Annotated in this window: 21 protein-coding genes and 1 tRNA gene; 10 read left to right on the top strand and 12 right to left on the bottom strand. The window is 35.0% G+C overall.

Annotated elements, in window-relative coordinates:
• Positions 1 to 8: 8 nt before the first annotated feature.
• The 8 genes from HCQ94_RS02285 (at position 9) to HCQ94_RS02255 (ending at position 8626) form a co-directional block, all read left to right on the top strand.
• Complete coding sequence (locus HCQ94_RS02285) at positions 9 to 1814, top strand: AMP-dependent synthetase/ligase (RefSeq protein WP_232525744.1); 1806 nt, start codon at positions 9 to 11, stop codon at positions 1812 to 1814.
• Positions 1815 to 2100: 286 nt separating this feature from the next.
• Positions 2101 to 3225 (top strand): ADP-ribosylglycohydrolase family protein, encoded by a 1125-nt coding sequence (locus HCQ94_RS02280; protein ID WP_166981481.1) that lies wholly within the window; start codon positions 2101 to 2103, stop codon positions 3223 to 3225.
• 113 nt (positions 3226 to 3338) lie between these two features.
• Entirely contained in the window at positions 3339 to 4307 is a 969-nt protein-coding gene (locus HCQ94_RS02275) for a PfkB family carbohydrate kinase (RefSeq protein ID WP_166981478.1), read from the top strand.
• Positions 4307 to 4957, top strand: a complete 651-nt coding sequence (locus HCQ94_RS02270; RefSeq protein ID WP_166981475.1) for an IMPACT family protein — start codon at positions 4307 to 4309, stop codon at positions 4955 to 4957. Before HCQ94_RS02275 ends, HCQ94_RS02270 begins: the two co-directional genes overlap by 1 nt.
• A gap of 347 nt (positions 4958 to 5304) precedes the next feature.
• On the top strand, positions 5305 to 6219 hold the full coding sequence (cysK, locus tag HCQ94_RS02265; protein ID WP_166981472.1) for a cysteine synthase A: 915 nt from the start codon (positions 5305 to 5307) through the stop codon (positions 6217 to 6219).
• A 44-nt stretch (positions 6220 to 6263) separates the two neighbouring features.
• Positions 6264 to 6908, top strand: coding sequence for a serine O-acetyltransferase (gene cysE, locus HCQ94_RS02260; protein WP_166977255.1), 645 nt, complete (start codon positions 6264 to 6266; stop codon positions 6906 to 6908).
• Positions 6909 to 7363: 455 nt separating this feature from the next.
• Complete coding sequence (locus HCQ94_RS06265) at positions 7364 to 7492, top strand: hypothetical protein (protein WP_269775639.1); 129 nt, start codon at positions 7364 to 7366, stop codon at positions 7490 to 7492.
• 972 nt (positions 7493 to 8464) lie between these two features.
• Complete coding sequence (locus HCQ94_RS02255; protein WP_166981135.1) at positions 8465 to 8626, top strand: hypothetical protein; 162 nt, start codon at positions 8465 to 8467, stop codon at positions 8624 to 8626.
• 389 nt (positions 8627 to 9015) lie between these two features.
• Here HCQ94_RS02255 and pepN read toward each other — a convergent pair whose 3' ends face one another.
• The 4 genes from pepN to HCQ94_RS02235 form a co-directional block, all read right to left on the bottom strand.
• Complete coding sequence (pepN, locus tag HCQ94_RS02250) at positions 9016 to 11565, bottom strand: aminopeptidase N (RefSeq protein WP_166981469.1); 2550 nt, start codon at positions 11563 to 11565, stop codon at positions 9016 to 9018.
• A 27-nt stretch (positions 11566 to 11592) separates the two neighbouring features.
• Entirely contained in the window at positions 11593 to 13587 is a 1995-nt protein-coding gene (locus HCQ94_RS02245; RefSeq protein ID WP_166981466.1) for a M13 family metallopeptidase, read from the bottom strand.
• Between the two features lie 85 nt (positions 13588 to 13672).
• Positions 13673 to 15355 carry an energy-dependent translational throttle protein EttA gene (ettA, locus tag HCQ94_RS02240; RefSeq protein WP_166981463.1) on the bottom strand — a complete coding sequence of 561 codons (1683 nt, stop codon included), beginning with the start codon at positions 15353 to 15355 and terminating at the stop codon, positions 13673 to 13675.
• Between the two features lie 53 nt (positions 15356 to 15408).
• Positions 15409 to 15906, bottom strand: coding sequence for a single-stranded DNA-binding protein (locus tag HCQ94_RS02235; RefSeq protein WP_166977245.1), 498 nt, complete (start codon positions 15904 to 15906; stop codon positions 15409 to 15411).
• 276 nt (positions 15907 to 16182) lie between these two features.
• Here HCQ94_RS02235 and HCQ94_RS02230 point away from each other — a divergent pair.
• Positions 16183 to 16255: transfer RNA gene (locus HCQ94_RS02230), tRNA-Arg, on the top strand.
• A gap of 470 nt (positions 16256 to 16725) precedes the next feature.
• On the opposite strand, the gene HCQ94_RS02225 is transcribed toward HCQ94_RS02230, so the two are convergent.
• Positions 16726 to 16944, bottom strand: coding sequence for a WhiB family transcriptional regulator (locus HCQ94_RS02225; RefSeq protein ID WP_166977998.1), 219 nt, complete (start codon positions 16942 to 16944; stop codon positions 16726 to 16728).
• 282 nt (positions 16945 to 17226) lie between these two features.
• Here HCQ94_RS02225 and HCQ94_RS02220 point away from each other — a divergent pair, with 282 nt between their 5' ends.
• On the top strand, positions 17227 to 18219 hold the full coding sequence (locus HCQ94_RS02220) for a dTDP-glucose 4,6-dehydratase (protein WP_166981460.1): 993 nt from the start codon (positions 17227 to 17229) through the stop codon (positions 18217 to 18219).
• 100 nt (positions 18220 to 18319) lie between these two features.
• Here the strand turns inward: HCQ94_RS02220 and HCQ94_RS02215 are convergent, their stop codons facing one another.
• The 7 genes from HCQ94_RS02215 to HCQ94_RS02185 form a co-directional block, all read right to left on the bottom strand.
• Positions 18320 to 19063: an ABC transporter ATP-binding protein gene (locus tag HCQ94_RS02215; RefSeq protein ID WP_166977241.1), complete on the bottom strand. Its 744-nt coding sequence runs from the start codon at positions 19061 to 19063 to the stop codon at positions 18320 to 18322.
• Positions 19063 to 19932, bottom strand: coding sequence for an ABC transporter permease (locus tag HCQ94_RS02210; RefSeq protein WP_166977239.1), 870 nt, complete (start codon positions 19930 to 19932; stop codon positions 19063 to 19065). Before HCQ94_RS02210 ends, HCQ94_RS02215 begins: the two co-directional genes overlap by 1 nt.
• A gap of 8 nt (positions 19933 to 19940) precedes the next feature.
• The gene (glf, locus tag HCQ94_RS02205; RefSeq protein WP_166977237.1) at positions 19941 to 21098 is read right to left on the bottom strand and encodes a UDP-galactopyranose mutase; all 1158 of its coding nucleotides are present in this window, start codon (positions 21096 to 21098) and stop codon (positions 19941 to 19943) included.
• 55 nt (positions 21099 to 21153) lie between these two features.
• Entirely contained in the window at positions 21154 to 21984 is an 831-nt protein-coding gene (locus HCQ94_RS02200) for a glycosyltransferase (RefSeq protein WP_166981457.1), read from the bottom strand.
• Between the two features lies 1 nt (position 21985).
• Positions 21986 to 22945, bottom strand: coding sequence for a glycosyltransferase (locus HCQ94_RS02195; protein ID WP_166981454.1), 960 nt, complete (start codon positions 22943 to 22945; stop codon positions 21986 to 21988).
• A 52-nt stretch (positions 22946 to 22997) separates the two neighbouring features.
• On the bottom strand, positions 22998 to 23582 hold the full coding sequence (locus HCQ94_RS02190; RefSeq protein ID WP_166977231.1) for a GNAT family N-acetyltransferase: 585 nt from the start codon (positions 23580 to 23582) through the stop codon (positions 22998 to 23000).
• A 105-nt stretch (positions 23583 to 23687) separates the two neighbouring features.
• Entirely contained in the window at positions 23688 to 24878 is a 1191-nt protein-coding gene (locus HCQ94_RS02185) for an AI-2E family transporter (RefSeq protein WP_166981451.1), read from the bottom strand.
• Positions 24879 to 24919 lie beyond the last annotated feature (41 nt).

Below are 24919 nucleotides of genomic sequence, written 5' to 3'. Positions count from 1 at the left end.
GTGATATTATGAGCAAAAAAATTTCATATTGGAAAGCTCCTGAAGCGGTTAAAACGCAAAAATGGATGAATATACCTTGGTTATTACACAGACGCATAAGAAAAAATCCCAACGGCGTCATAATTGAACGTAAAACTGACCTTGGTAATAACTGGCAGAAACTAACAGCTTCTGAATTTGGCGAACAAGTAACAGCAGTCGCTCGTGGACTAATATCTTTAGGGTTACAACCAGGTGATAAAATTGCCATAATGAGCCGCACACGCTATGAATGGACATTACTAGACTTTGCTAGCTGGTCAGCAGGATTAATCGTTGTTCCTGTATACGAAACTTCCTCAGCTGACCAGATAGAGTGGATTCTAACAGACGCTGAGATATCCACTATATTCGTCGAAAATGCCTCATTGCAAAGACTTGTACAGTCCGTGAAGAGCAAAACAAATCTAAAGAACATTTTCTGTATTGAAAATCATGATCTTGAAACTTTGCGCGATCAAGGCAGACTAATACCTCGCCAAGAAGTTACAAAACGTTGCGATAATCTTACAATGGAAGATATAGCGACAATCGTTTACACCTCTGGAACAACAGGTAGACCTAAAGGAACTATACTAACACACTCTAATTTTGTTACTTTATCTCTATGTGGTATGTCTTTCATTCCAGAGGTTGTGAATAAAAAACGCACTAGGCTACTATTATTTATTCCTCTAGCTCACGTTTTGGCAAGATTCTGTCAAGTTCTAACTATTGCTGGACCTGGTGTACTAGGTCATAGCCCTGACATAAAGAACCTTATTTCAGACCTTGGAGCTTTCAAACCATCTTATGTACTAGCAGTTCCACGAGTCTTTGAGAAAATCTATAACACAGCTGATACACAAGCAACTGGTTTCAAACAAAAGATTTTCCGTTGGGCTTCCAAAGTGGCAATACAATATTCAAAGCTTACTTTCACTGAAAAAGGCCCTAACTTCAAATTGCGAGTACAACGTCAAATAGCTAACCGCCTAGTATATGCAAAATTGCAAAAGTTACTAGGGGAAAATGCTGAATTTGCAATTAGTGGTGGAGCTCCACTAGGAGATAGGCTCGGACATTTCTACCATGGTGCTGGAATAAACATTCTTGAAGGATACGGACTTACTGAAACTCTAGGTCCTCTATCAGTGAATATGCCAAATAAGAATAAAATTGGCTCAGTTGGTAGCATAATTCAAGGTATGGAATGTAAAGTTTTAGATGACGGAGAAATCGTAGTTAAAGGTATTTCCGTTACTCCTGGGTACTATCATAACGAAGAAGAAACTAATAAAGCTATAAAAGATGGCTGGTTCCACACTGGTGACCTAGGGTATTTAGATGACGAAGGTTATTTGTATATCACAGGCAGGAAAAAAGACATAATTGTTACAGCAGGTGGAAAAAATGTTTCTCCAGCTATTCTAGAAGACTCTTTACGTGGCCACCCATTAATTTCTCAAGCAATTATTGTAGGTGATGGAAAACCATTCATCTCTTGTCTACTTACTATAGACAGAGAAATGTTACCTGTATGGCTAAAAAATAAGGGACTTCCTCTAATGGATGTTTCAACAGCCATACACAACACACGTGTAATAGAATCTATTGAAAAAGCTATTGAAAGGACTAATAAGTCTGTTTCTCGTGCAGAATCAATCAAAAAATATAAAATTTTGATTAACGACTTCACAATAGAAAATGACTTGCTAACTCCTTCAATGAAAATAAAACGTTCAAAGATTACTCAGGCATACGAAAAAGAAATAAATGAAATATACGATAACTAAATTGTTTATAGCAGGTGTTCATACACGCCTGCTATAAATATTTAAAACTTTTCTATTCGTAAAAGTAAGATTTACTCTAAACAGTACATGTAAGTTTTAGAAATCTTTACTTGCCTATCAGAGTATGTGTAATCACCATTATTTTCATTTTTTCACATTACGCTTAGCTGTGTGGGTAAAAAAAGGATATTCATAAATACTATGAGTAATACTTATAACAGAGTAAAATATAAAAGCATTCTTTATATACAAATAAGAGTATTGATAGACAGATGCAGGCACAAAAATGACTAACACAAATTTTTCAATAAAACCAGCTGAAAAAGATGCAGTTTATAACCGTATACTTTCCTCATTATATGGACAAGCATATGCTGATGCTTTTGGTATGCCATCAGAACTGTGGACAAGAAAGCAAGTTCAAGATTTTTTTGGAATAATTGATGACTTCATTGCTGGCCCTGAAGAAAATATTGCAGCATATGGCTTTAACGCAGGACAATTCACTGACGATACAAGCCAGGCTATAGCAATAATCGATTCCTTTATAGAATCAAAAGGCAAAGTTGATTCCCTATGTGTTGCCAAGCACATAATGGATTGGGCTTTAAAAATCGGTGCCTTTGAAAAAAATATTTTAGGTCCTTCATCCAAAGCGGCTTTAACACAAATTAGCAATAATATACCTATAGAAAATTTAGAAAACTTAGGTGTCACTAATGGAGCTCCAATGAGAATAGCTCCGGTTGGAATGCTTACAGATACAAAAGATATCAGCTTCTTTGAACAGCAAGTATATAATGCTTGTGCACCTACGCATAAGAGTGATGTGGCTATCGCTGGAGCTAGTGCTATTGCTTATATGATTTCAAAGCAAGTTTCAGGGTATAGTTGGTCAGACACTTTACCAGAAACCATTGAGTACTCAAAAGAAATACAGCATAAGTATCATAATACTTTCTCCCCTTTCGTCTATGCACGTATAAATGAGGGTATAAAACTAGCTGAGCGTTTTATAGATGTTCTAAACTCTAGTAGTAAAACAAGCGTTGAAAATACTCCTAAGCATAGTGCTCATGAAACGAATATTTTAAATGCCGTAGACCAAGAATTTGCTCAGCAAGTTTACGAAATAATTGGCACAGATATGCAAACTTATAACAGTGTTCCAGCTGCTTTTGCTGTAGCACACTACTGTATGCTACAAAATGCTCCACTTAAAATTGCTCATATATGCGCTAACCTGGGTGGAGATACTGACACAACAGGAGCTATGAGTCTGGCTATGGCTTCAGCAGGGTACGACTCAAATATTTACCCTAAAGACCATATAAAGCTACTAACTGAAGCAAATAATATAGATTTCGAAAACTATGCTAAACAGATTTTCAATCTGAGGGTTACTTTGTGACAGTTGGGGCATTTTACGGCTAACACATCAAAGGATATGCTAAGTAAGATAAACTCCATAAATTTTTTCCAAAAAACTATCAATTCTAAGGAATACTAGGTTAGTCTTATATTATGAATACTAAAGAAATTGCAGAAAATATATTAAATAATTATCCATTATCACCAGTTCGTCCTCTTGTATTAGTTGGGGGATGTATTGGAGACATAGTAGCAACAATTGATTCACTGCCATCATTGGGCTCAGATGTTAGCGCAAAAATTGTTGATGAACAAATTGGTGGTTGTGCTTTAAATGTTGCAAGAGTCGTAAAAAAATTCGATCTACCAGTTGTAAACGCTATGCCTGTAGGAGTCGGAAAATGGGCTGATTGCGTCAAAGAAGAGTTAAATGAGCTTGATTTACCTATAAATATACAAATAACTGATAGAGATAATGGTTACTGCCTAGCATTTGTTACTCCTGATAAAGAAAGAACTTTCGTTACTTTCGAAGGAGCTGAAACTATACTACGTAAACAAGACCTAGATAAAATATCTGTAACTGAAGATTCAATAGTATACCTAAATGGATATGAATTAATACTTGAAAATGACCTAATTGCTTGGGTAGAAAGTATTGAAAGAGCTAAATTTGTAGTCGATTTTGGTCCAGTTATTTATAACATATCACCATCAATTATAGATATGCTATTACAAAAAGAAGATGTAATTTTTACTCTAAACAAAGATGAAGCCACATTTTTATTAGGTAGTTTAGGGGCAAATGTAATTTCTAATTATGCGATAAAAAACAAGATAGAATTAGTTATTCGCATGGGCTCAGAAGGCGTAATCAGTGTTGATCCTGAAGGAAGTATGCAATATATTGATGCTTTGCCAGTAGAAGTTGTAGATACTATCGGAGCTGGAGACTGTCACACTGGTGCTTTAATTGCTGGTATTAGCTCAAATCTAGACCTAGCTTCATCATGTTTGCTGGGAAATATAAGTGGAGCTTATACGGTAACTCAAGTTGGAGCTAAGAATACTTCCCCGCTTTCTAACTACGAAAAGACTCTGAAGGCTTTGTGTGATAAATAATGCTTTCCATTAGTCACGGCAATTGTGTTGAAACAGAATTTGAGATAAAAAAATCACGTTTTATTACTCAAGTCTATAGAGTTGATTCTCTAGCACAGGCACGTGAAAAGATAGCCTTAGCAAAAAAACAATATCCAGACGCCAGACATCACTGCACTGCTTTCAGCGTGTTTGAAGAAAACATTGAAATACTACGTTCTAATGATGATGGTGAGCCTAGTGGAACAGCTGGTCAACCAATGCTTGCTGCTTTAAAAGGCAGTGAGTTAAAAAATGTTGTTTTTATAGCTATAAGGTATTTTGGTGGCATAAAGCTTGGCACTGGCGGATTGGTCAGTGCCTACACCCAATCAGTTCATGATGGGGTGAAAGCTTGTTTTCGTGAAAATCGTGTTGTAGAAATTGTTAATACTAAGACATATCTCTTAGAAATAGATATGTCTTCTTATGGGAAAATTAGTGCAGATATTTACAATAATAACCTAAAAATCGAAAACACTTTTTTCGAGAACGATAAAGTAAAGTTTATATTGTCTATTACAGACGGTAACTTAGAGTATGTGAATAATACCCTATCTAGCCTACTCCAAACTAATATTTCACTAGAAGAACATGGTGTTTGCGTAACTGAAATTCCAGTAGAATCGTAAACTATATCAACAACACTTTTAGTAGTTTTATTCCATTTTATGAAGTTATAAAGAATTTTTGTTTATTTTAAACTTTTTTAGCAGATAATACTTGCAAAAAACTTTTACAGAACTTATCCTATTCTCGTACGCAAGAAAATCTATATTGGAAGAGAATTATAGTTATGTTATCGAATGCTTTCAAAATGTCTTTCGCTAACACTTGCTGTGCTTGTTTTGTTTGTTCTTACTGTATCTAGGACGCACAATTTTCGCGTCTTAAAATACATCATTTTGTTTGTGCGTCCGTTATTTTTTCAAAAATAATAATATTAAATTTACAACTACTCATATTAAAGGATACATCTATGATTTACTCAAAAGTTACTGAATTAATTGGTTCTACTCCACTATTTGATTTAGGTACACACGGAGAAAACTCAAATATTTATGCAAAATTAGAAATGTTCAACCCTGGCTCATCTGTAAAAGACCGCCCAGCATATGCAATCATCAAAGCAGCTATTGAAAGCGGTGAACTAAAAGAAGGCGGTACTATTTTTGAAGGAACAAGCGGTAACACAGGTATTGCGCTTGCTATGGTTGGTACAAGCCTAGGTTTTAGAGTTGTTATTGTAATGCCAGAATCTATGACAATTGAGCGCCGCAATCTAATCACTGCCTTTGGTGCTGAACTAGTTTTGACACCTGCTAGTGAAGGTATGCGAGGAGCAGTAGAAAAAACTGAAGAGTTAGCTAAGCAAACACCTAACTCAATTATTGCTTCACAGTTTGCAAACGTTGCTAACCCTGCTATTCACTACGAAACAACAGCTAAAGAAATTGAAAAAGATATGGAAGAACTAGGTGGAGCAGATATATTCGTTTCAGCATTTGGAACAGGTGGTACTTTAACCGGTGTTGCACGCTACTTGAAAGAAAAGAATCCTAACATCACAATAGTTGGTATTGAGCCTACAGCCTCCCCTCTTATTACTGAAGGCAAAGCTGGCCCACACAAAATTCAAGGTATTGGAGCAAACTTTATTCCTGAAAATCTTGATACGGATTTAGTCGATGAAGTTATAACAGTAGATAACGATGAAGCTTTTGAAAAGACACGTCATATAGCTAAAGAATTTGGCTTGCTAGTAGGTGTATCTTCAGGTGCAGCTTATGCCGGTTCTATAAAAATAGCTGAACGTTTCCCTAACAAGAAAATTGTAACAGTATTCCCAGATACAGGTCAGCGTTATCTATCTGTAGAGGGTTTATTTAACTAATTTCATAAAACGTTATAAAGAGTGAGAATGCGATAGAGGACATAATGGTAATTAACAGCGTTAACAGAAAAATTTCAAAACGTAAATCTTCTTTGAAGGAAATTTTCAAACTAATGAAAGGAGATTTACAAGCAGCAAAAAACGCAGATCCAGCTGCACGTAATCTACTCGAAGTCGCTTTAATCTACCCTGGAGTACACGCTGTTTGGTCCCATCGCTTTTCTCACTTTTTATGGAATAAAGGAGCAAAATTACCAGCACGTTTTATTTCACAACTTGCTCGTAGACACACAGGAGTCGATATTCATCCAGGCGCGCAACTAGGTAAGAGATTATTCATAGACCATGCTACTGGAGTTGTAATTGGCGAAACTGCAATAGTTGGTAACGACTGCGTAATATTCCACGGCGTCACCTTAGGTGGTGTAGCTATGGTGAAAGGAAAGCGACACCCAACTGTTGGGAACCGTGTTATGGTTGGGGCTGGAGCCAAAGTTCTAGGCCCAATCACCATTGGTGATGACTGCAAAATCGGGGCTAATGCTGTTGTAACAAAATCAGTTCCTAGTGGTAAAGTTGCTGTTGGTGTACCAGCAAAGTGTCTAAATTCTTGTGAAAAAGCTAAGAACGACGATATTATCGTTGACCCACAGTTACATATTGATGCAGCTGATTACTATACTATATAATTCCACTTACAACTTTTATAATGCTGTCTAATAAATAAATTAGGCAGCATTTTTTATGAAGTATATGACTTTGCTAGCTAAAAAACCTATTTCATTTGTTTTCAGTAACTGAAAAATTTCTTTTATATTTATTCGCTAATGAAAAATCTGATTTATATGTATTTATTTGCTAAGTGAAAATCTCTTTCAATAACATAGTTATCATCTATGTATTTGTATGAGTTTAATGCTATTCATTAAATGGTGTAGCGTATGTGATTCTGTAGTGAAGGTATAGTAGGTGGGCTGTAGTGGCGCAGTATGCTGACACTAGCATACGCTATCGTGCATTGGTGTTGTGGTGCATAGTGGGCATTGTCAATGTGGGACTATGGTATTATCTGTGAAGTATTGCTATCTATGTAGTTGGTGTACTGTGGTGCTAGTACGGGTAATTACACTATAAGGTGACGACAGTGGCTAGTAACGGGTACTACGCTGGTTCTTGCTACACTTTGCTTGTCTGTATGACGGGTATAGGGGATAGTATGGGTGACGCAGTACGGTCAGATGCTGTTGATTTGTGGTATGGTCTGGTGCTTTAGTAATGGCAACGTGATATTAGAACGACAAAAGTATGGTAAATACTGAGAAATCTAAATAACAAATCTTATTTATCGAATATATAAATGTGTATAAGACTAATTTCTACGGTAAAACGAGTAAAAATAGGTGTGTGTAAGAAAGCCAAGCAGACAAGCAATTAAAAGTATACAAAAGTAGCTAAGTGGATAAGCATGTGGTGAGTGCATAAGTAACTAAAAAGTAATCAATCAAGTAAAAGTATCTGTGAGTGAGTGAGTGAGTAAGTAAGTAAGTAAGTAAGTAAAACCTTATATAAGTGAATGAAGTCGTCGAGAATAAGTATAAATCCAAAAAAAATTATAAGCCTTACTATCTATACGTAAAGCTTTATAAAATATTGGCGATATTGAACTTTATCCTTACCTCAAAAGTAACTAAAACGCACTAAGTTTTACTTGATATATATGAAACTTGTCTTTTTTTCACGAGACACTCAAATGCTACCTATGATATAAGGCTATCTCTTCCTTCTCCCCTCCGATAAATGCTAAGTTTTACTTACAGATTTACATAAAATAAGCATAATATTCTCCTTATACATTAGAAAGCCTATCTCAAAAAATACTTGAATATAAAAGAGCAAAACTACTTATTCATAAAACTCTGTAATTACCTAATAGACATACAAATAACCTGTATATTTTGTGTACAAGTCATTCTTCGCTCCCCTATTGTAATTTTAAAACAAGGTACCCTAAGATAGCCTCTGCTATAAAAGTTCCTTAATCTAATATTTTCTTCACTGAGAAAACGATTTCTAACCATAGTAAGCAAGTATATACAAGTATTTACACGGTATTTCAAAGCTTTATAAGAAACAAAACTCTATTTACAAACTTCAAAAGAAAATACGAAATATTACGTTACTTATACTATCTACTGCCAAATAGTAACTAAAACAATATTGAGCATAAGTTAAAAACTGAGAGAAATTGAAACAATACCCTCTAGGAAACGTAGAAGAAGGCGTTGGTGAAATTAAGGCTAAGCTTGGTAGATTCAACGAAATTTCAGAACTGATGGCTGCTCCAAAAGCAGATTTTGATACTTTGAAAGCAAAGCTAAGGCTAACCTCAAATACTAGCACTAACTAACACTAAAACAGCATATACAGAATAGCGAAAATGATAGAAATGATACAAAACACCAAAAGTAAATGATTATTATGATGATGGTGGCAGTGATGTTCTTATTGACACTAAGGAGGAAAAGAAGGATAAAAAGCTGAGGAGGAGGAGGAAGAAGAAGAAGAAGAAGAAGAAGAAGAAAGAAAGAAAGAAAAAACCGAAAAACAGAAACCAGAAAAGAAAAAACTAGAAAAGCAAAATTCCAGAAAACAAAAACAAAAAATGTTAAACAGAGAAAAACAAAACGCTGTGAGGGGAAAAATAGCGAAAGGTAAAAGCGAGGAGTTACTAGGAAAGGTTTAGTTTTGTAGGGTGGTATAATTTTACACCACCCTACAAAACTAAAACCGTATCACTTAAGCATCAAATTGCTGAGCTTTTTGCACACGCTTTGTATCATCTAAACACTCTGAAACAACTCTACGCAAAGCGGGTGCTGCATCTTTATGAGTGTCCAACCATCTTTCACCCTCATGTACTGGATCAATCTCAAATCCCATACCTGTAAATAATACTGGGAATAAAGTCTCAACCATTGAAGAAGAAACAGCAATTGTTCTCTCTTTCCAAATTTCTTCAAGACTATTGAAATACTCTTTGTAGTAAGAAACAATTAGCGAGCGATCAGTAACATTCAAGAAACCATCCATAATAGCATTCAAAGTATCGTTAGCTATTTTGGCATCATTCATAATGGTATTCCAAGCTTTATCTTTTGCTTCTTTTGATGGGAATGAAGCAAAAGCACATTCAGCATTCTGATTACCAGTAACTGTGTTATCTCTATCTAGCTCAGCTTTAATATCATTCTCGTCAGCACAGCCACCCTCAGCCAAAGCAATTAATAGCTGCCAACGTAAATCTTGATCAAGCACTAAACCGCTAACACAGTTGCAACCACCGAGCAATTTACGAATAAAAGCATAGTCCTCTTCGCGAGCACACAAGCTAGTCAAAGCCTTTACACATTGCAACTGTATGTCTCCACCAGCTTGACTTGTTTTTGCTTTTTCTTTCAAGAATTCAAAAGCTTTTGCCTGCAAACGACCACGATTTTCAACAGCGCTATAGTTATATACACAAGCTCCTAATTGACGCAATAAAACACGTACTGTTGAAGAATCTTCTTCAACTTCTAGTGCGCGCAAAACTAAATCAACATAATCACTAGCTTTAAACTCGCCGTCACGTACCATATCCCAAGCATTAGATAAAACCAATGAGCGAGGCAAAGTCGAAGTAAACTTATCTATATTCTCAACAGCATAAGCCAATGACTCTTCATCCATTCTAACTTTGGAATATGTTAAATCCTCATCATTTATCAAAATAATATTTGGACGTTTCTTTCCTATAAATTCACTTACAGTAGTGTTTTCTGAGTCGATATCTAATTCTGCTCTAACACTACGTTCAAGTTTACAATCTACTAAGTCATATCCTGCTACAACTAAACGATGTGGTCTAATAGAAGCACCTTCTGAAAAAGCTTCTTGTTGCACCCCAAAATGTGTAATTACACCATTAGAGTCAGTTTCAATAACAGGACGCATAAGGTTTACGCCACTTTCTTCTAACCACACCTTTGTCCACTTAGAAAGATCTCGCCCAGAAGTCTTTTCAAGTTCTGATAACAAATCTGTAAGTTCAGTATTCTTCCAAGCATGTTTCTTAAAGTAAACTTTAATTCCCTCGAAAAATGCTTCACGTCCAACGTATGCCACTAACTGTTTCAAAACTGAAGCACCTTTAGCATAAGTAATACCGTCAAAGTTAACTTCAACATCTTCTAAATCCCTAATATTAGCTGAAATAGGGTGTGTTGAAGGCAACTGATCCTGACGATAAGCCCAGTTCTTTTCCAAACTATTAAAAGTAGTCCAAGCATTTGTCCAACGAGTTGCTTCAGCAGTACAAAGTGTAGACATAAATTCAGCAAATGACTCATTCAACCATAAGTCATTCCACCACTTCATAGTTACTAAATCACCAAACCACATATGAGCAAGCTCATGTAAAATTGTAATTGCTCGGCGTTCTACAATAGCTTCTACTGGTTTTGAGCGGAAAACATACTCATCGCGATAAGTTACACAACCAGCATTCTCCATAGCTCCAGCGTTAAACTCTGGAATAAAAATTTGATCATACTTAGCAAAAGGATATGGATAATCAAACTCCTTCTCATAGAATTTGAAGCCAGCCTTAGTTATATCCATTATTTCTTCAGCATCTAAAAACTCATACATTGAAGCTCTGCAATATACACCTAAAGGTATTTGCCTACCATCAGAAGAAGTAAGAGAGCCAGTATCACCTTTATAAGGTCCAGCAACTAAAGCAGTAATATATGAAGACATAGTATCTGTTGGCTCAAAACAAAATGTCCTAGAATCTTTTCCTTCAACAGGTTTAGGAGTTGGACTATTTGAAAAAGCAATCCAATGTTTAGGAGTTGTAACAGTAAATCTAAACTTAGATTTCAAGTCTGGCTGTTCAAACACAGCAAACATACGTCTTGAGTCAGCAACTTCAAACTGTGAATATACATAAGCCTCACCATCAGCTTTGTCAACAAAACGGTGTAAGCCTTCACCTGTGTGCATGTAGTAGCAGTTAGCATCAACAATTAGCTCATTGTCATCTGATAAGTTTTCTAAACAGATTCTGCTATCTTGGTAACAATTTATATCTACTTCGTTGCCGTTAAGAGTAATAGAATTTACTTTTTCAGCTATTAAATCAATAAAAGTACTTTCTTTTGAAGAACTAGTAAATTTCACAGTAGTAACTGATTTGAAAGTCTCTTCACCTTGAGTTAAATCCAAAATAACATCATAAGAAACAACATTTATATGACTAGAACGTTGCTTTGCTTCTTCGCGAGTTAAATTCTGTCCTGGCATTTATATTAGCTCCTATTTCTATATTCGTTACCAAATTTTCACACGGTCTTGTGGATCCAACCACATTTCATCATCTTCATTTACAGCAAAAACATCAACAAAGTCATCAATATTTTTAACTATTTGATTACATCTAAACTCTGCGGGTGAATGTGGATCTATACTCAATAACCTAATAGCTTCTTCTTGTCTACTCTTAGTTTTCCAAATATTAGCCCATGAGAAAAATATCCTCTGAACACCGTTATACCCATCAATAGTATCGGAATATGGATCAATACCTTTACTAGACTGTGCTAACTTATATGCCTTTATAGCAATTGATAACCCGCCTAAATCACCAATATTTTCACCCAATGTCAAGCTACCATTAACATGATAATTCTCAGATGCGTTTTCTAAATCAGACAACTCGAAAGGTATGCACTTATCGTATTGTTCAACAAGCTTAGATGTCCGCTTTTCAAACTTATCTTTATCTTCGCTGCTCCACCAATCGTTTAAAGCACCAGTGTGATCATACTTTGATCCCTGGTCATCAAAACCATGTCCAATTTCGTGTCCAATAACTGCTCCGATAGCACCATAATTTGTTGCATCATCAGCATTCACATCAAAAAATGGGGACTGCAATATTGCTGCTGGGAAAACAATTTCATTCAACATTGGATGATAGTAAGCATTGACAGTTTGAGGAGTCATATGCCATTCATCACGGTCAATATTCTTACCAACTTTTGAGAGCATAAAATCAAAGTCATATTTCATACTTTCAAAAATTATTTCTACCAGTGACAAGCCATCAAGCTTAAGATTTTCATATTCTTTCCACTTATTTTGATAACCAATCTTATAAACAAAAGTTCCTAGTTTCTGCAGAGCTTTTTGTTTAGTTTCCTCACTCATCCAGTCTAATTCTGTAATTGAAATTCTATAGGCTTCTAGTAGATTAGCTACTAGTTCTTCCATTTTCTTCTTATTTTCTTCAGGAAAATGCCTTTCAACATAAAGTTTACCTATTAAATCGGGAACACAACTTTCAACTAAAGAAACTGCACGTTTCCAACGAGGACGAATCTCATCTGTACCGGAAAGTACTTTGCCATAAAAATTAAAGTTCTCATTTACGAACTTATCATCTAGATATGGAGCATAAGTATGCAATACGTTCCATATCATCCATGTTTTAACAACTTCTACGTCTTCTTCTAAAAATACTTTTATGCCCTCTTCAAAAAATGATGGAGTCATACATATCACGTTATCAAAAGCAGATCCTATTTCACCAAGTCCTAGTTTCCACTCTTCCCAAGAAAAAGCTGTATTCAAGTTTTTTAGTTCATCCCAAGTCATAGGATTATTCATTAAATCAGCTTGGCGTGATTTTACTCTATCCCAGTGATGGTTAGCTATTTTATTTTCAAAGGCATATACCTTATCAGCATTTCTATCCAAACCATATAAAGCAAGCATATTGTTTATATGCTCTACATAAGCTTCTTGAATAGGACGATACTGTTCACTAGTGTAGAAAGACTCATCCGGTAGCCCTAAACCGCTCTGTCCAAAGAAAATAATGTATTTATCAGGATTATTTAAATCACTTTCAGCATCAAAAAAGAATAAAGGTTTGACACCTAATTTAGTATTTTTAGCCATTATTCTAGACAGTTCGGTAATATCCTCAGCTGAATGAATTTCTTCAACCATCGGAGTTATATCTTTATATCCCCTATTTGCAACAGAAGTTTCATCCATAAAAGTTAAATATATAGTTGCAATTTTACGTGATTTATCATTTAGTTCGCCAGTATTTGCTTTTTCAACAATTTCTTTAATAATTTCATGAACGTCTTTTTCACTTTTTTCTAACAAAGATGTAAATGCACCTTCGCGCGATCTATCAGGGCTTATTTTATGGTTTTTTATCCAGTTACCATTTATAAATCTATACAAATCATCTTGTATTCTAACATCTACATCTAAATTATCAGTATCAACGATACCAGCAAACTTACTCATTTTTTCTCCAGAAGAATATTGATTAATAAAAGTTTTAAATATAAATTTTGGTGAAAATTAACATTTAATTTTCACCAAAATTTCATTAGTCACGTGTTAACTTTCTATGAGTTACTCTATGAGGTTTTGCAGCTTCCGCTCCAAGTCTATCTACTTTATTCTTTTCATAGCTTTCAAAGTTTCCTTCGAACCAATACCACTTAGCAGGATTTTCTTCATCACCTTCATAAGCCAAAATGTGAGTAGCTACCCTATCCAAGAACCAGCGATCGTGTGTAATTACAACCGCACAACCAGGAAAGTTCAACAATGCATTTTCAAGTGATGACAAAGTTTCAACATCTAAATCGTTAGTAGGTTCGTCAAGTAGTAATAAGTTTCCACCCTGTTTCAAAGTAAGCGCTAAGTTCAACCTGTTTCTTTCACCACCAGATAGAACACCAGCAAGCTTTTGTTGATCAGCACCTTTGAAACCGAAAGCTGAAACGTAGGCTCTAGATGGCATTTCTACTTGTCCTACTTGGATATAATCCAAACCATCAGATACTACTTCCCAAAGCGTCTTTTCAGGATCAATACCAGCACGAGTCTGGTCAACATATGATAGTTTGACCGTTTCACCTACTGATAGTTCTCCAGAGTCCAAAGGCTCCAATCCTACAATTGTTTTGAAAAGTGTAGTTTTACCAACACCATTAGGACCAATTACGCCCACAATACCGTTTCTAGGTAGTGAGAAAGATAAGCCTTCAATCAAAGTACGGCCATCAAAACCTTTATTCAAGTCTTTAGCTTCAATTACCACATCACCCAAGCGAGGACCTGGTGGAATTTGAATTTCTTCAAAGTCTAGCTTACGTGTGCGTTCAGCTTCAGCTGCCATTTCTTCATAGCGAGCCAAACGTGCTTTAGATTTCGCTTGACGTCCCTTAGCATTTGAGCGTACCCATTCAAGCTCTTCCTTCAAACGTTTAGCAAGCTTTGCATCTTTCTTGCCCTGAATCTGCAAACGTTCCTGTTTGTTTTCCAGATATGTGGAGTAATTTCCTTCATATGGGTACAAGCGCCCACGGTCTACTTCAGCAATCCAACCAGCAACATGATCTAGGAAATACCTATCGTGTGTAACAGCAATAACAGCACCTGGATACTTTTCCAAGTGTTGCTCTAGCCACAAAACAGATTCAGCGTCTAGGTGGTTTGTAGGCTCATCAAGAAGTAATAAGTCGGGTGCCTCTAAAAGCAACTTACACAATGCTACACGTCTACGTTCACCACCAGACAAATTCTTCACTGAAGCATCTGGTGGAGGGCAACGTAAAGCATCCATAGCTTGTTCAAGCTGTGAATCTAAATCCCAAGCATCAGCCGCATCAATTTCAGTTTGTAGCTTACCCATTTCTTCCATCAAAGCATCAAAATCTGCTTCTGGATCAGCCATTAATTCTGAAATTTCGTTGAATCTATCAAGCTTTGCTTTAATTTCACCAACGCCTTCTTCTACGTTTCCTAGAACAGTTTTTTCTTCATTTAATGGTGGCTCCTGTTGCAAAATACCGACTGTATAGCCTGGAGATAGCCTAGCTTCACCATTAGACGGAGTATCAAGCCCTGCCATAATTTTCAAAATAGTTGATTTACCGGCACCATTTGGACCAACCATACCAATCTTTGCACCTGGTAAAAATGCCATAGTAACATCATCAAGAATTACTTTATCCCCATGAGCTTTACGAGCCTTCACCATAGAGTATATGTATTCTGCCAAAATCATCCACCTTTTATCTAAAATGACTACGTTCCACTAGACATTATAGCACTTTAACACAAAGAGACAGTCTCATCATAAGTTTCAATTGAGCTATTTTTAGTAAAAGATTCAACATCAATATTAAAAGCATTGTTAGAACTAGTATCCTCATCATAGCTATTATATTCGGAAGAATTCTGTCCACTATAAATATTACGTTCATACCCACTAGTTTTTCCAAAGCACAAATCTTGTCCTATAGAAATAGCATGTATACATACATCAGTTCCATTGCTATTTTCTTTCTTCCACACTTCAACTTGTAATCGTCCAAAAACAAGCAAATGGTCACCTTTACTCACTGAACTAACAATATTTTCAGCAGTTTTTCCCCATGCTTTTACAGTAAACCAATGAGTTTTGCTATTTTTCCAGTCACCATTAGGAGAACGAAACTTACATGTAGATGCCAATCTAAAACGAGTAAAAGCCACACCTTTACTAGTAGTTATTTGCGTAGGTTGAGTTGCAGCAATACCACTTACATTTATATCAATTGAATGAGTCATATTTTTCCTTACGTTATATTTTACAAGTACTATAATTTTCTTTCACATATACTTAGAAAAAATGATTTTTTTAAAAAATGTGGATAACTAAAACTTTTTATTCTCTCAAGATGCTTCAAGAAAATTTACTAGCACTTTGCCAAGTAATATTGTTATATTTATCAATTAGTGAATTTGTATAAATACGAAGATTTTATTACGATAGATAACCTTAAAATAAAATTTTTATTTAAGTATTAGAAATTTTAACAAAAAAGTTTTATAATACATTGGTATGCCTCCTTAGCTCAATGGATAGAGCAACGGCCTTCTAATCCGTAGGTTGTGGGTTCGAGTCCCGCAGGGGGCACTTTTCTTTAACTTTTTCTACATCAATCTTAGTCAAATCAGGATTTTCTAAAAAGAACTCAAACGGCTCCATCTCAAAAAAAGTATAAAACTCTAAGCCGAAAAGCTCATATCACTTAATAAAATTGTATTTTCATTCTTCATACATTTCATAACATTTTCTACGAAGCCTCGTATTTACAAAACAAACATCGAGTTTTATTGTTCTCATTCCAAGCAGTAATATTTTTACTTATATTCCAAAGCTTGTTATTTTATAAGCAGTATCTAAAATACGTATCCTAAAGGTTTTTACCATATATAGACTGTTTTCGTAGCTAAACAATATTTATGTCCTTACATTTATACAACACGTGTTTTATATATTAGAAAAATTACACAAGATAAAGATGAAATGCTACACCGAAAATTTTAAACACGTTATTAAACACTATTACAACAGAAAGCAATAAATACGAATTACTCAAAGAATTATTCAGCTACTTTTTTCAACTTACGACGTTCACGTTCTGACAATCCACCCCAGATTCCAAAACGTTCATCATTTTCTAAGGCGTATTCCAAACATTCTTGACGCACTTCACATGCTTCGCAAACACCCTTTGCTTCCCTAGTCGACCCACCCTTTTCAGGGAAAAAAGCTTCTGGATCAGTTTGGGCACACAAAGCTCTATCTTGCCAAGAAGACATATCTCCTTCAAACAGCAAGTCATAAAGTGTCACTTCCCCATTAGCAGACACTTTTAGAGGTCCATCACCAAATAAATTCCACACGAAACAAATCCTTAAAATCGTACGTCACATATAAATTACATTGATGTGACTTATAAAGTCAACCCTTTTAAAATAACATTTTGCGTGTTTATACAGAAAAAATCTAAATTTAATGATATCGATACATAATATACTTTTGAAAGAATAAAATATCTGCTATTAAATACCTTTTATCATTCCAAATGCTAAACTGGATATATGAGAATATTGATATGCGGCGGAGCTGGATTTATAGGTTTGAACTTTGCTCTATATTCAAAACTAAATCACCCAGAACATGAACTAATAGTAATAGATAAACTAGACTACAGTGCATGCCCTCAAATACTAAAAGAAAACAAAATTACATACTATATAAAAGACATATCAAATATAAACGAAATAGAACCATTAGTATCTGAAACTGACTTAGTCATAAACTTTGCAGCACAATCACATAATGATAACTCTTTTAATGACCCAGACTCATTCATAAATACCAATATAATAGGAACATACAACTTACTCCGTTTGTGTACAAAGTACCAAAAAAGATACCACCATATATCAACAGACGAAGTTTTTGGACAAATACTTGAAAATCAAGAAAATCACCCAGGGTTTAATGTAGACGATAAATACAACCCTACTTCACCTTATTCTGCTTCTAAAGCAAGTGCTGACATACTAGTTTGGGCTTGGAAACACTCATACAATCTAAAAGCCTCTATCTCATATTCGTGCAACAACTACGGACCCTATCAACATATTGAAAAATTTATTCCACGTTCAATAACCTCTATTATTACTGGTAAAAAACCTCACATTTATGGCTACGGAAAACAAGTAAGAGAATGGATACATGTACAAGACCACTGCTTAGCACTATGGAAAATAATTCTTTCAAATAAAACAGGAAAATATATTATAACTTCAGGAATAGAAAAAACTAATTTAGAAGTTGTGCAGACCATCAATAGGTGTTTTAACAAACAAGAAACAAACTATCTGCACGTCTCAGACAGAAAATTTCACGATTTCAAATATAAAACAGATCCTAGACCATTCCAAAAAGAGTTCAATTTTGTACCAAAACATACAGACTTCGAAAAAGAAATGAAAGACTTATGCCAATGGTATATTAATAACCCATGGTTTTGGCAAAATATAAAAAATGAAGTAGAAGAAAAATATGCTTTAGAAAATAAATAATAACAACAAAAGCATTCAAAACAATAGTAATACCTGTTTTACTAGTACAAAACCAAAATACTAGCAGTATTTCAAACTAAAGAGATAAGTAAACTAAAGCCTACTTATCTCTTCTCATAAACTTTATTGCTTCGTCAATAGGACCATCAAATTTTTTGTCCCCATACTCAAGAACAACACCACGATCACAAATATTAGAAACCATATCTAAATCATGGCTAACTATGACCAAAGACTTACCTTTTTCTTTGAATTCCTTTATCTTTTTCAAACATTTAGCCCTAAAGTTTTCGTCCCCCACAGCTAAAATCTCATCAATCAAAAAGATATCAGGATCAGTATGTATAGCAACAGCAAAAGCTAAACGCAAAAACATACCCGAAGAATAAAATTTAACTTCAGTATCGATAAATTGCTCTATCTCTGAAAAAGCAACAATGCTATCAAAACAAGTATCAATTTCTTCTTTACTCATTCCCAAAATAGCACCATTTAGATAAACATTTTCTCGCCCTGTTAAATCAGGGTGAAAACCTGCTCCTACTTCAATAAGCCCAGCGATATTACCCTTAACCCCAATTTTGCCTGAAGACTGCCTCATCACACCAGAAATAAGCTTTAACATAGTAGATTTACCGGAACCGTTATATCCAAGCAGAGCAACAGATTCACCCTCATTTATATCAAAAGACACGTCTTTCAAAGCAAAAAAGTTATCTTTCAACTTATTTTTTCTGCCAGTAAATGTCCATACAATCATATCTTTTAGAGTATGAGTATTTCGTAAAATAAATTCTTTACTAACATTCTTGACTGATATAACTACATTATTTTCATTTATCATTAGAGTTCCTGAGCAAATCGTTTATCTAATTTTCTGAACACTAGCTCACCAATAATTAAGAATATAAATGATGTAACTAAAGCGATTAATCCCCATTCCCACATACGGGCAGGATTATCAGACGGAGTTGACAACGTAGGTGACCAAAATGCTTCATGGAATAGCTCAACAGCTGGTGCCAAAGGATTCAGCTGATATAGTTTCCAATATACAGTTCCTTGGAAAACATCATAAACGTTATGCCAACTATATAGAACTGGACATATCCAAGTCGTTATCATAAGTATTATATCTACAAAGTTTTCAGCATCTCTAAACAAAACATTTAGAGCAGCAAATAATATACCCAGCCCTAGTGCAAATATTGTAACGATACTAAAAGCAAGTATTAACGCAAGTATACTTGAAAATGTCGGAACCCAACCATAAATCAAAGCACCTACAAGTAAAACTACCAGTTGAGGTAAAAAGTGAGCAATTCCCACAAACACTGATGAAACAGGAAACAACTCACGAGGCAAATATATCTTTTTAACTAAAGCCGCATTTCCCACAACTGAACGAGTACAGTTACCAAATACTTCAGAGAAATAGTTAATCATTATAACGCCAGAAAACAAATAGATAGCGTAGTTATCTACAGCTCTATTCATTTTCAAAAACACACCTAGAGCAAAGTAAAATACAGTAAATTGCATTGCTGGTTTAGCATAAGACCACAACATACCTAGCACAGAACCACGATACCTTGCTCGCAATTCTTTATGCACCAATAATTTCAAAAGGTAACGTCGTGAAAATACTTCCAGCAGCCCTTTACTCTTCCCAGGCTCAGCCAAGTTCTTTGCCTCAATAGCAGTTTTACTCATAACAGCCCTTATTTATTCTCAAAAACTGGACGTAATTCATTATCAAACATTGTTAAAGCTGAAAGAATAGCCATATGCATATCCAAATACTGATAAGTACCTAATCTACCACCAAAGAAAACATTGTTTTCCGCTTCCATCATTTGACGATACTTCAACAGTTTTTCGCGGTCGCTAGCAGTATTTACTGGATAATATGGTTCATCATTTTCCTCAGCAAATCGTGAATACTCACGCATAATAATTGTCTTATCTTTAGGATAGTTGCGCTCAGGATGGAAATGCCTAAACTCATGGATACGAGTATAAGGAATGTCCTGATTTCCATAGTTCATAACTGAAGTACCCTGATAATCTTCTACAGGCAACACTTCACTTTCAAAATCAAGAGTTCTCCATGCAAGATGTCCTTCAACATAGTCAAAGTACCTATCCAAAGGACCCGTATACACTACAGGGATTTTACCAACAACTTTATCCTTAGAGAACTCGTGATTCTCATCAAAGAAATCAGTATTTAAAAGCACAGTAATATTCTCATTTTCAGCCATCTTTTCAAGCCAAGCTGTATAACCGTCTACTGGCAAACCTTCGTATTTATCTGAAAAGTATCTGTTATCGTAATTATATCGAACAGGCAAACGGGTAATAATAGATGCTGGCAACTCGCTAGCTTCAGTTTGCCATTGTTTCGCTGTGTAACCTTTAATAAATGCTTCAAATAGAGGGCGACCAATTAGAGAAATACCTTTTTCTTCCATGTTTGTAATCTCTTTGCCATCCATTTCTTTGGCTTGGTCACTAATCAGCTTCTTAGCTTCTTCAGGACCATAAGCTGAACGGAAGAATTGGTTTATAGTTCCTAAGTTTACTGGCATAGGATATACCTCGCCGTTATAAGTTGTGTAAACCTTATGAACGTAGCTGGTAAAAGACGTGAAACGATTTACATATTCCCACACACGCTCATTAGAGGTATGGAATAGATGTGCTCCATAGCGGTGAACTTCAATTCCTGTTTCTTCATCGAACTCGGAATACGCATTACCACCAATGTGGCCACGTTTTTCAAGAACAACAACTTTCAAACCTAGCTCATTTGCTGCTCTCTCAGCAACTGTTAGACCATAAAATCCAGATCCTACAATTATCAAATCGGGATTCATTTTTCTCCTTACATATTGGTGACACAGTTTATTTTACTGCATTTGAAGCAATTTTCTATCTACTCCAGTTTGTTTTAACCATAATAGTGTACGCTATTTTTCGTATAAAAGTTGGAATTAGTCTGTAAACTGCACGTACAGTTACGTTTCTAACAAATTCTTTTCTTGTAATAAACCCTATTTTTAAGAACTCTTTTTGTAATTTTAACTCAGATAAAAACATTTTATATCCTCCACGTCTAGAATAGGCTCCGGAACCAACTCTATATTTGACAAGAGGTTTAGAAATATTTTTAGTTTCAATATCAAGCATCAACATACGTGCAAATAAGTAATAATCTTCGAGTTTATCAACATTTACGTATCCCCCAGCTTTATATACGAGTGATTTCTTGAAAATAACACTCGGATGTGCATAAGGTGAACGTATTTTTGCTGCTTTTAAAATCTGTACCTTACCGGAAGGCATTTGTCTGAGTGTAGAAGTTACATTTTCATCTTCAATAAACTCAACTATGTCGCTACCCACTAAGTCATACTTATCCATTAACTGAATCTGTTCTTCAAACCTAGTAGGAACTGAAATATCATCTGCATCAGCACGTGCAACACAGTCAAATTTACAATACTTCAAACCTGTATCTAATGCCTTAGCTAAGCCCACATTCTGATTTAAATGTAAAATAAAATAGTCAATATCTAAACTTTTCAAAAGTTCTTTTTTGTCTTTTATAACTTTTCCTATGCTACAGGGAATCGGCCCATCAATAACTATAACTACTTGATTTGGACGCAAAGTCTGATCCAAACTAATCGAATCTACAGCTCTAGCAAAATTAGTGGCATCATCGCCTTTATATACTGGTAACAAAACACTAAAATGCATTTTACCTACCTAGAGGTAACTCTACTAAACCAACTTGTTCAGCAACTTCAGTATTTTCAAAGACTTTTCTAGTAGGAGTATAAAAGTGTAACCCATCCTTCAAACCACGTAGGAAGCACTCCTTTAAAACACTTTTATTATCAGAGTTTTTATAAGTGCGAATCCATCTACGACAAGTTGCTAAAACATAAACAATTCTTTCGAATCCGACAAAAGCCTTAGAATGCATGAAAGTCCACATTTTATTTCTAACTTCATAATAGAAACGCTGACCAGGATCTTTATCAGACCCGGCTAGCTCTTTTGTCAAATGCTTTACTCTGGAGGCTGGAACGTATAATCCCACACGGTTAGCAAGAATCCTACCAGTGTATTCAAAGTCATCATTCCAGATAAAGTAGTCTGCTATCGGAAGACCTTCTTCTAAAATTGCCCTGCTGTCTATAAGAATTGACACGAAAGAAGCTGTACGAATAGGAATACAACCAATAGACTGCGCTTTTCTAACGCTATTTCTATTCAAGAAAGGACGAGGACGTGGTTTGTTCATAGGATGGACTGTACCATCATGCCATACAGCTTCTGAAGCCAAAACTGCTGGAGACCCATCATACTTTTCCAAAGCCACCAACAGTTCTTCTAAAGCATTTTCTTCAGGAACGCTATCATCATCCATAATCCAAACATAGTTTGGCGAAAAGTCACATATTGCTTTGGCGATACCTGCAGCAAAACCTCCAGCTCCGCCAGTGTTTTCTTTCAAACTAACCACTTGGTTAACTATAGAACTTGCCTTAGCTACCTCTAGTGAATTATCAGTTGAGTTATTGTCGACAACTATCACATAATCACTCAAACGTGTTTGATTTTCATGCGCTTTCAAACACTGCTCAAGCAATTCTTCACGGTTATAAGAAACTATAACAGTAGCTATTTTCAAGGGGTTCATAGTATTACTCATGAGTTATATTTTAACCTGTTTATCAGTTTTAGTAAATTGTTATATTAACCTACTATTTAATAACGATATCGTAAGCATTCCTAAAGACTGTGGCATCTTTATCATATGTTAAGATTCCCCTAAATTCATACCCTGTTTTTTCTAGGACCCTTTGCATTCTTTTATTATCAGAGTGTGTATCTACTCTCACAGATTTACAATTATTCTCTTTGGCTTTCTCGTATGCGAATTTCATTAACTCTTGAGCATATCCTTTACGTTTTGCATCAATAGATACAGCTACTCTATGAACAGCAGCGTATTTGCCATCAACAGCCCACTTGCCGTTCAAAGAAGTCTCGTAGATTCCTTTTTCTTCGTAGGAAACCACACAAGTTGCTATTACTTTAGGTACAGCTTGGTTGCCCATAGTTTCTGAGCCAGCTGAAGTATCTGAATTCGCAGCATTTTGCGAAGAAGAGTCTTCTTCAATGTAAACATATAGTTGCTTCTTTTCATAGTCATCTCTAACTACTTCCATATTGGGATACCCATTTTGCCACTGATCAATACCATCGTTTTTTAGTATTTCTTTTGCTTGTTCAAAAATCGCCATTATTTGAGATAGTTCATTTTCGTTAGCAAGCCTGATTCCCATTCTCTACCTTTTCTAAATCAATATATGTTTACATATCTAAATAGTAATATGCACTTTTATGCTGAAAAATTATAAAATAAAGTATTATTTTACGCTAGTTACTATTTATATTTTTGAATCTTTATTTTCTGAGCTTGTATGTATCTGTGGTTTTTCTACAGGAACATCAAGACTAGAAGTTAAAGCTTTCTTTCGTTCAATAAATTTCGGATTATTTAGTATCAACAAATCATACAAAATTGCAAATAATGGAACAAATATTATCATACCAATTACGCCTAATAAAGCACCACCAAGGGTAATGGCTACTAAAATCCAAATTGGTTTCAACCCCACTGCTTTTCCTACAATACGAGGATAAGTTATGTAGTCATTAAGCTGTTTAGTAATAATGATCATAATTAGAAATATTAGTGCCTTATTAGGAGAATCAATAAACACAATTGAAGCACCTAATAATATACCTGTAATAGGTCCAATCATTGGAATTAGAGACAAAACCCAAATTATTAAAGAAACAACGTAAGCATAAGGGAAATTGAATATTGTCATTTCTGCAAAACATAGTATACCTAGTACAGTACAAACCAAAAATTGTCCTGTAAAGAAATTGTAGAAATGCTTTTCAACAACTCTACCAACTTCACTTACTTTATCTGAAGTTTTCTGAGAAAAAACTACAGCTATGAAGACACTAAAATCTTGGCTAAGCGTTTCTTTAGCAGAAAGTATGTATATTGAGAATACGAATGCTATAAAACCTGCAAATATACTTTCAAAGACTTCAGAGATTCCAAAAAATATTGTTCCAATTATTTGTTCAGATTCGAAAGTAGATAATAACTTAGTTTTTATAGCAGATACATCCAAGAAAGAGGAAACATCAATGTATTTATTCAAAAACTCACTATGTTTTAACTGGTCAATCAAGACTAAAGCCTGATCAGCTATTTTTTGCAAAGAAGTAAGTAGCTGAGGAGTGATTGTGAAAAGTAAAACAAAGAAAATAAATATAACACTTATATAAGTAGTTACTAAGCTAAAAGCTCTCAAAGCAGTAGGATTTTTAATAACTTTTCTAACAACTTTTCTTTTTTCCAAAGCAGACATTGGAATGTTGATAATGAAAGCTAAAGCAGCACCTAGTAGTAAAGGAAATAAAATATGGCTAGTAAGTATTTTCATTGCAAAAGCTATATGATTTATATTTTTTAATCCAACCCATACAACTAAAGCAATGGTTATGATAATAGCCCACTTTGTAATATCTCTTTTATCTTGTGATGTAAATTTCATTTCTTTTCCGCATACCTTACTTCTATTTCATACGAAATGTA

The sequence above is a fragment of the Actinomyces sp. zg-332 genome (assembly GCF_011751945.2).
Taxonomy (GTDB): Bacteria; Actinomycetota; Actinomycetes; order Actinomycetales; family Actinomycetaceae; genus ZJ293.
The sequence above is the reverse complement of the archived record's forward strand: the minus strand, read 5'-3'. Positions and strand labels throughout refer to the sequence as shown.

Bases quoted from the DNA above. Each gene is read 5' to 3' on its own strand.
- cysK (WP_166981472.1), top strand. From the start codon at position 5,305: ATGATTTACTCAAAAGTTACTGAATTAATTGGTTCTACTCCACTATTT.
- glf (WP_166977237.1), bottom strand. From the start codon at position 21,098: ATGAATCCCGATTTGATAATTGTAGGATCTGGATTTTATGGTCTAACA.
- HCQ94_RS02285 (WP_232525744.1), top strand. From the start codon at position 9: ATGAGCAAAAAAATTTCATATTGGAAAGCTCCTGAAGCGGTTAAAACG.
- HCQ94_RS02245 (WP_166981466.1), bottom strand. From the start codon at position 13,587: ATGAGTAAGTTTGCTGGTATCGTTGATACTGATAATTTAGATGTAGAT.
- HCQ94_RS02215 (WP_166977241.1), bottom strand. From the start codon at position 19,063: ATGATAAATGAAAATAATGTAGTTATATCAGTCAAGAATGTTAGTAAA.
- cysE (WP_166977255.1), top strand. From the start codon at position 6,264: ATGGTAATTAACAGCGTTAACAGAAAAATTTCAAAACGTAAATCTTCT.
- pepN (WP_166981469.1), bottom strand. From the start codon at position 11,565: ATGCCAGGACAGAATTTAACTCGCGAAGAAGCAAAGCAACGTTCTAGT.
- HCQ94_RS02220 (WP_166981460.1), top strand. From the start codon at position 17,227: ATGAGAATATTGATATGCGGCGGAGCTGGATTTATAGGTTTGAACTTT.
- HCQ94_RS02225 (WP_166977998.1), bottom strand. From the start codon at position 16,944: ATGTCTTCTTGGCAAGATAGAGCTTTGTGTGCCCAAACTGATCCAGAA.
- HCQ94_RS02275 (WP_166981478.1), top strand. From the start codon at position 3,339: ATGAATACTAAAGAAATTGCAGAAAATATATTAAATAATTATCCATTA.
- HCQ94_RS02195 (WP_166981454.1), bottom strand. From the start codon at position 22,945: ATGAGTAATACTATGAACCCCTTGAAAATAGCTACTGTTATAGTTTCT.
- HCQ94_RS02235 (WP_166977245.1), bottom strand. From the start codon at position 15,906: ATGACTCATTCAATTGATATAAATGTAAGTGGTATTGCTGCAACTCAA.
- HCQ94_RS02270 (WP_166981475.1), top strand. From the start codon at position 4,307: ATGCTTTCCATTAGTCACGGCAATTGTGTTGAAACAGAATTTGAGATA.
- HCQ94_RS02200 (WP_166981457.1), bottom strand. From the start codon at position 21,984: ATGCATTTTAGTGTTTTGTTACCAGTATATAAAGGCGATGATGCCACT.
- HCQ94_RS02210 (WP_166977239.1), bottom strand. From the start codon at position 19,932: ATGAGTAAAACTGCTATTGAGGCAAAGAACTTGGCTGAGCCTGGGAAG.
- HCQ94_RS02280 (WP_166981481.1), top strand. From the start codon at position 2,101: ATGACTAACACAAATTTTTCAATAAAACCAGCTGAAAAAGATGCAGTT.
- HCQ94_RS02190 (WP_166977231.1), bottom strand. From the start codon at position 23,582: ATGGGAATCAGGCTTGCTAACGAAAATGAACTATCTCAAATAATGGCG.
- HCQ94_RS02185 (WP_166981451.1), bottom strand. From the start codon at position 24,878: ATGAAATTTACATCACAAGATAAAAGAGATATTACAAAGTGGGCTATT.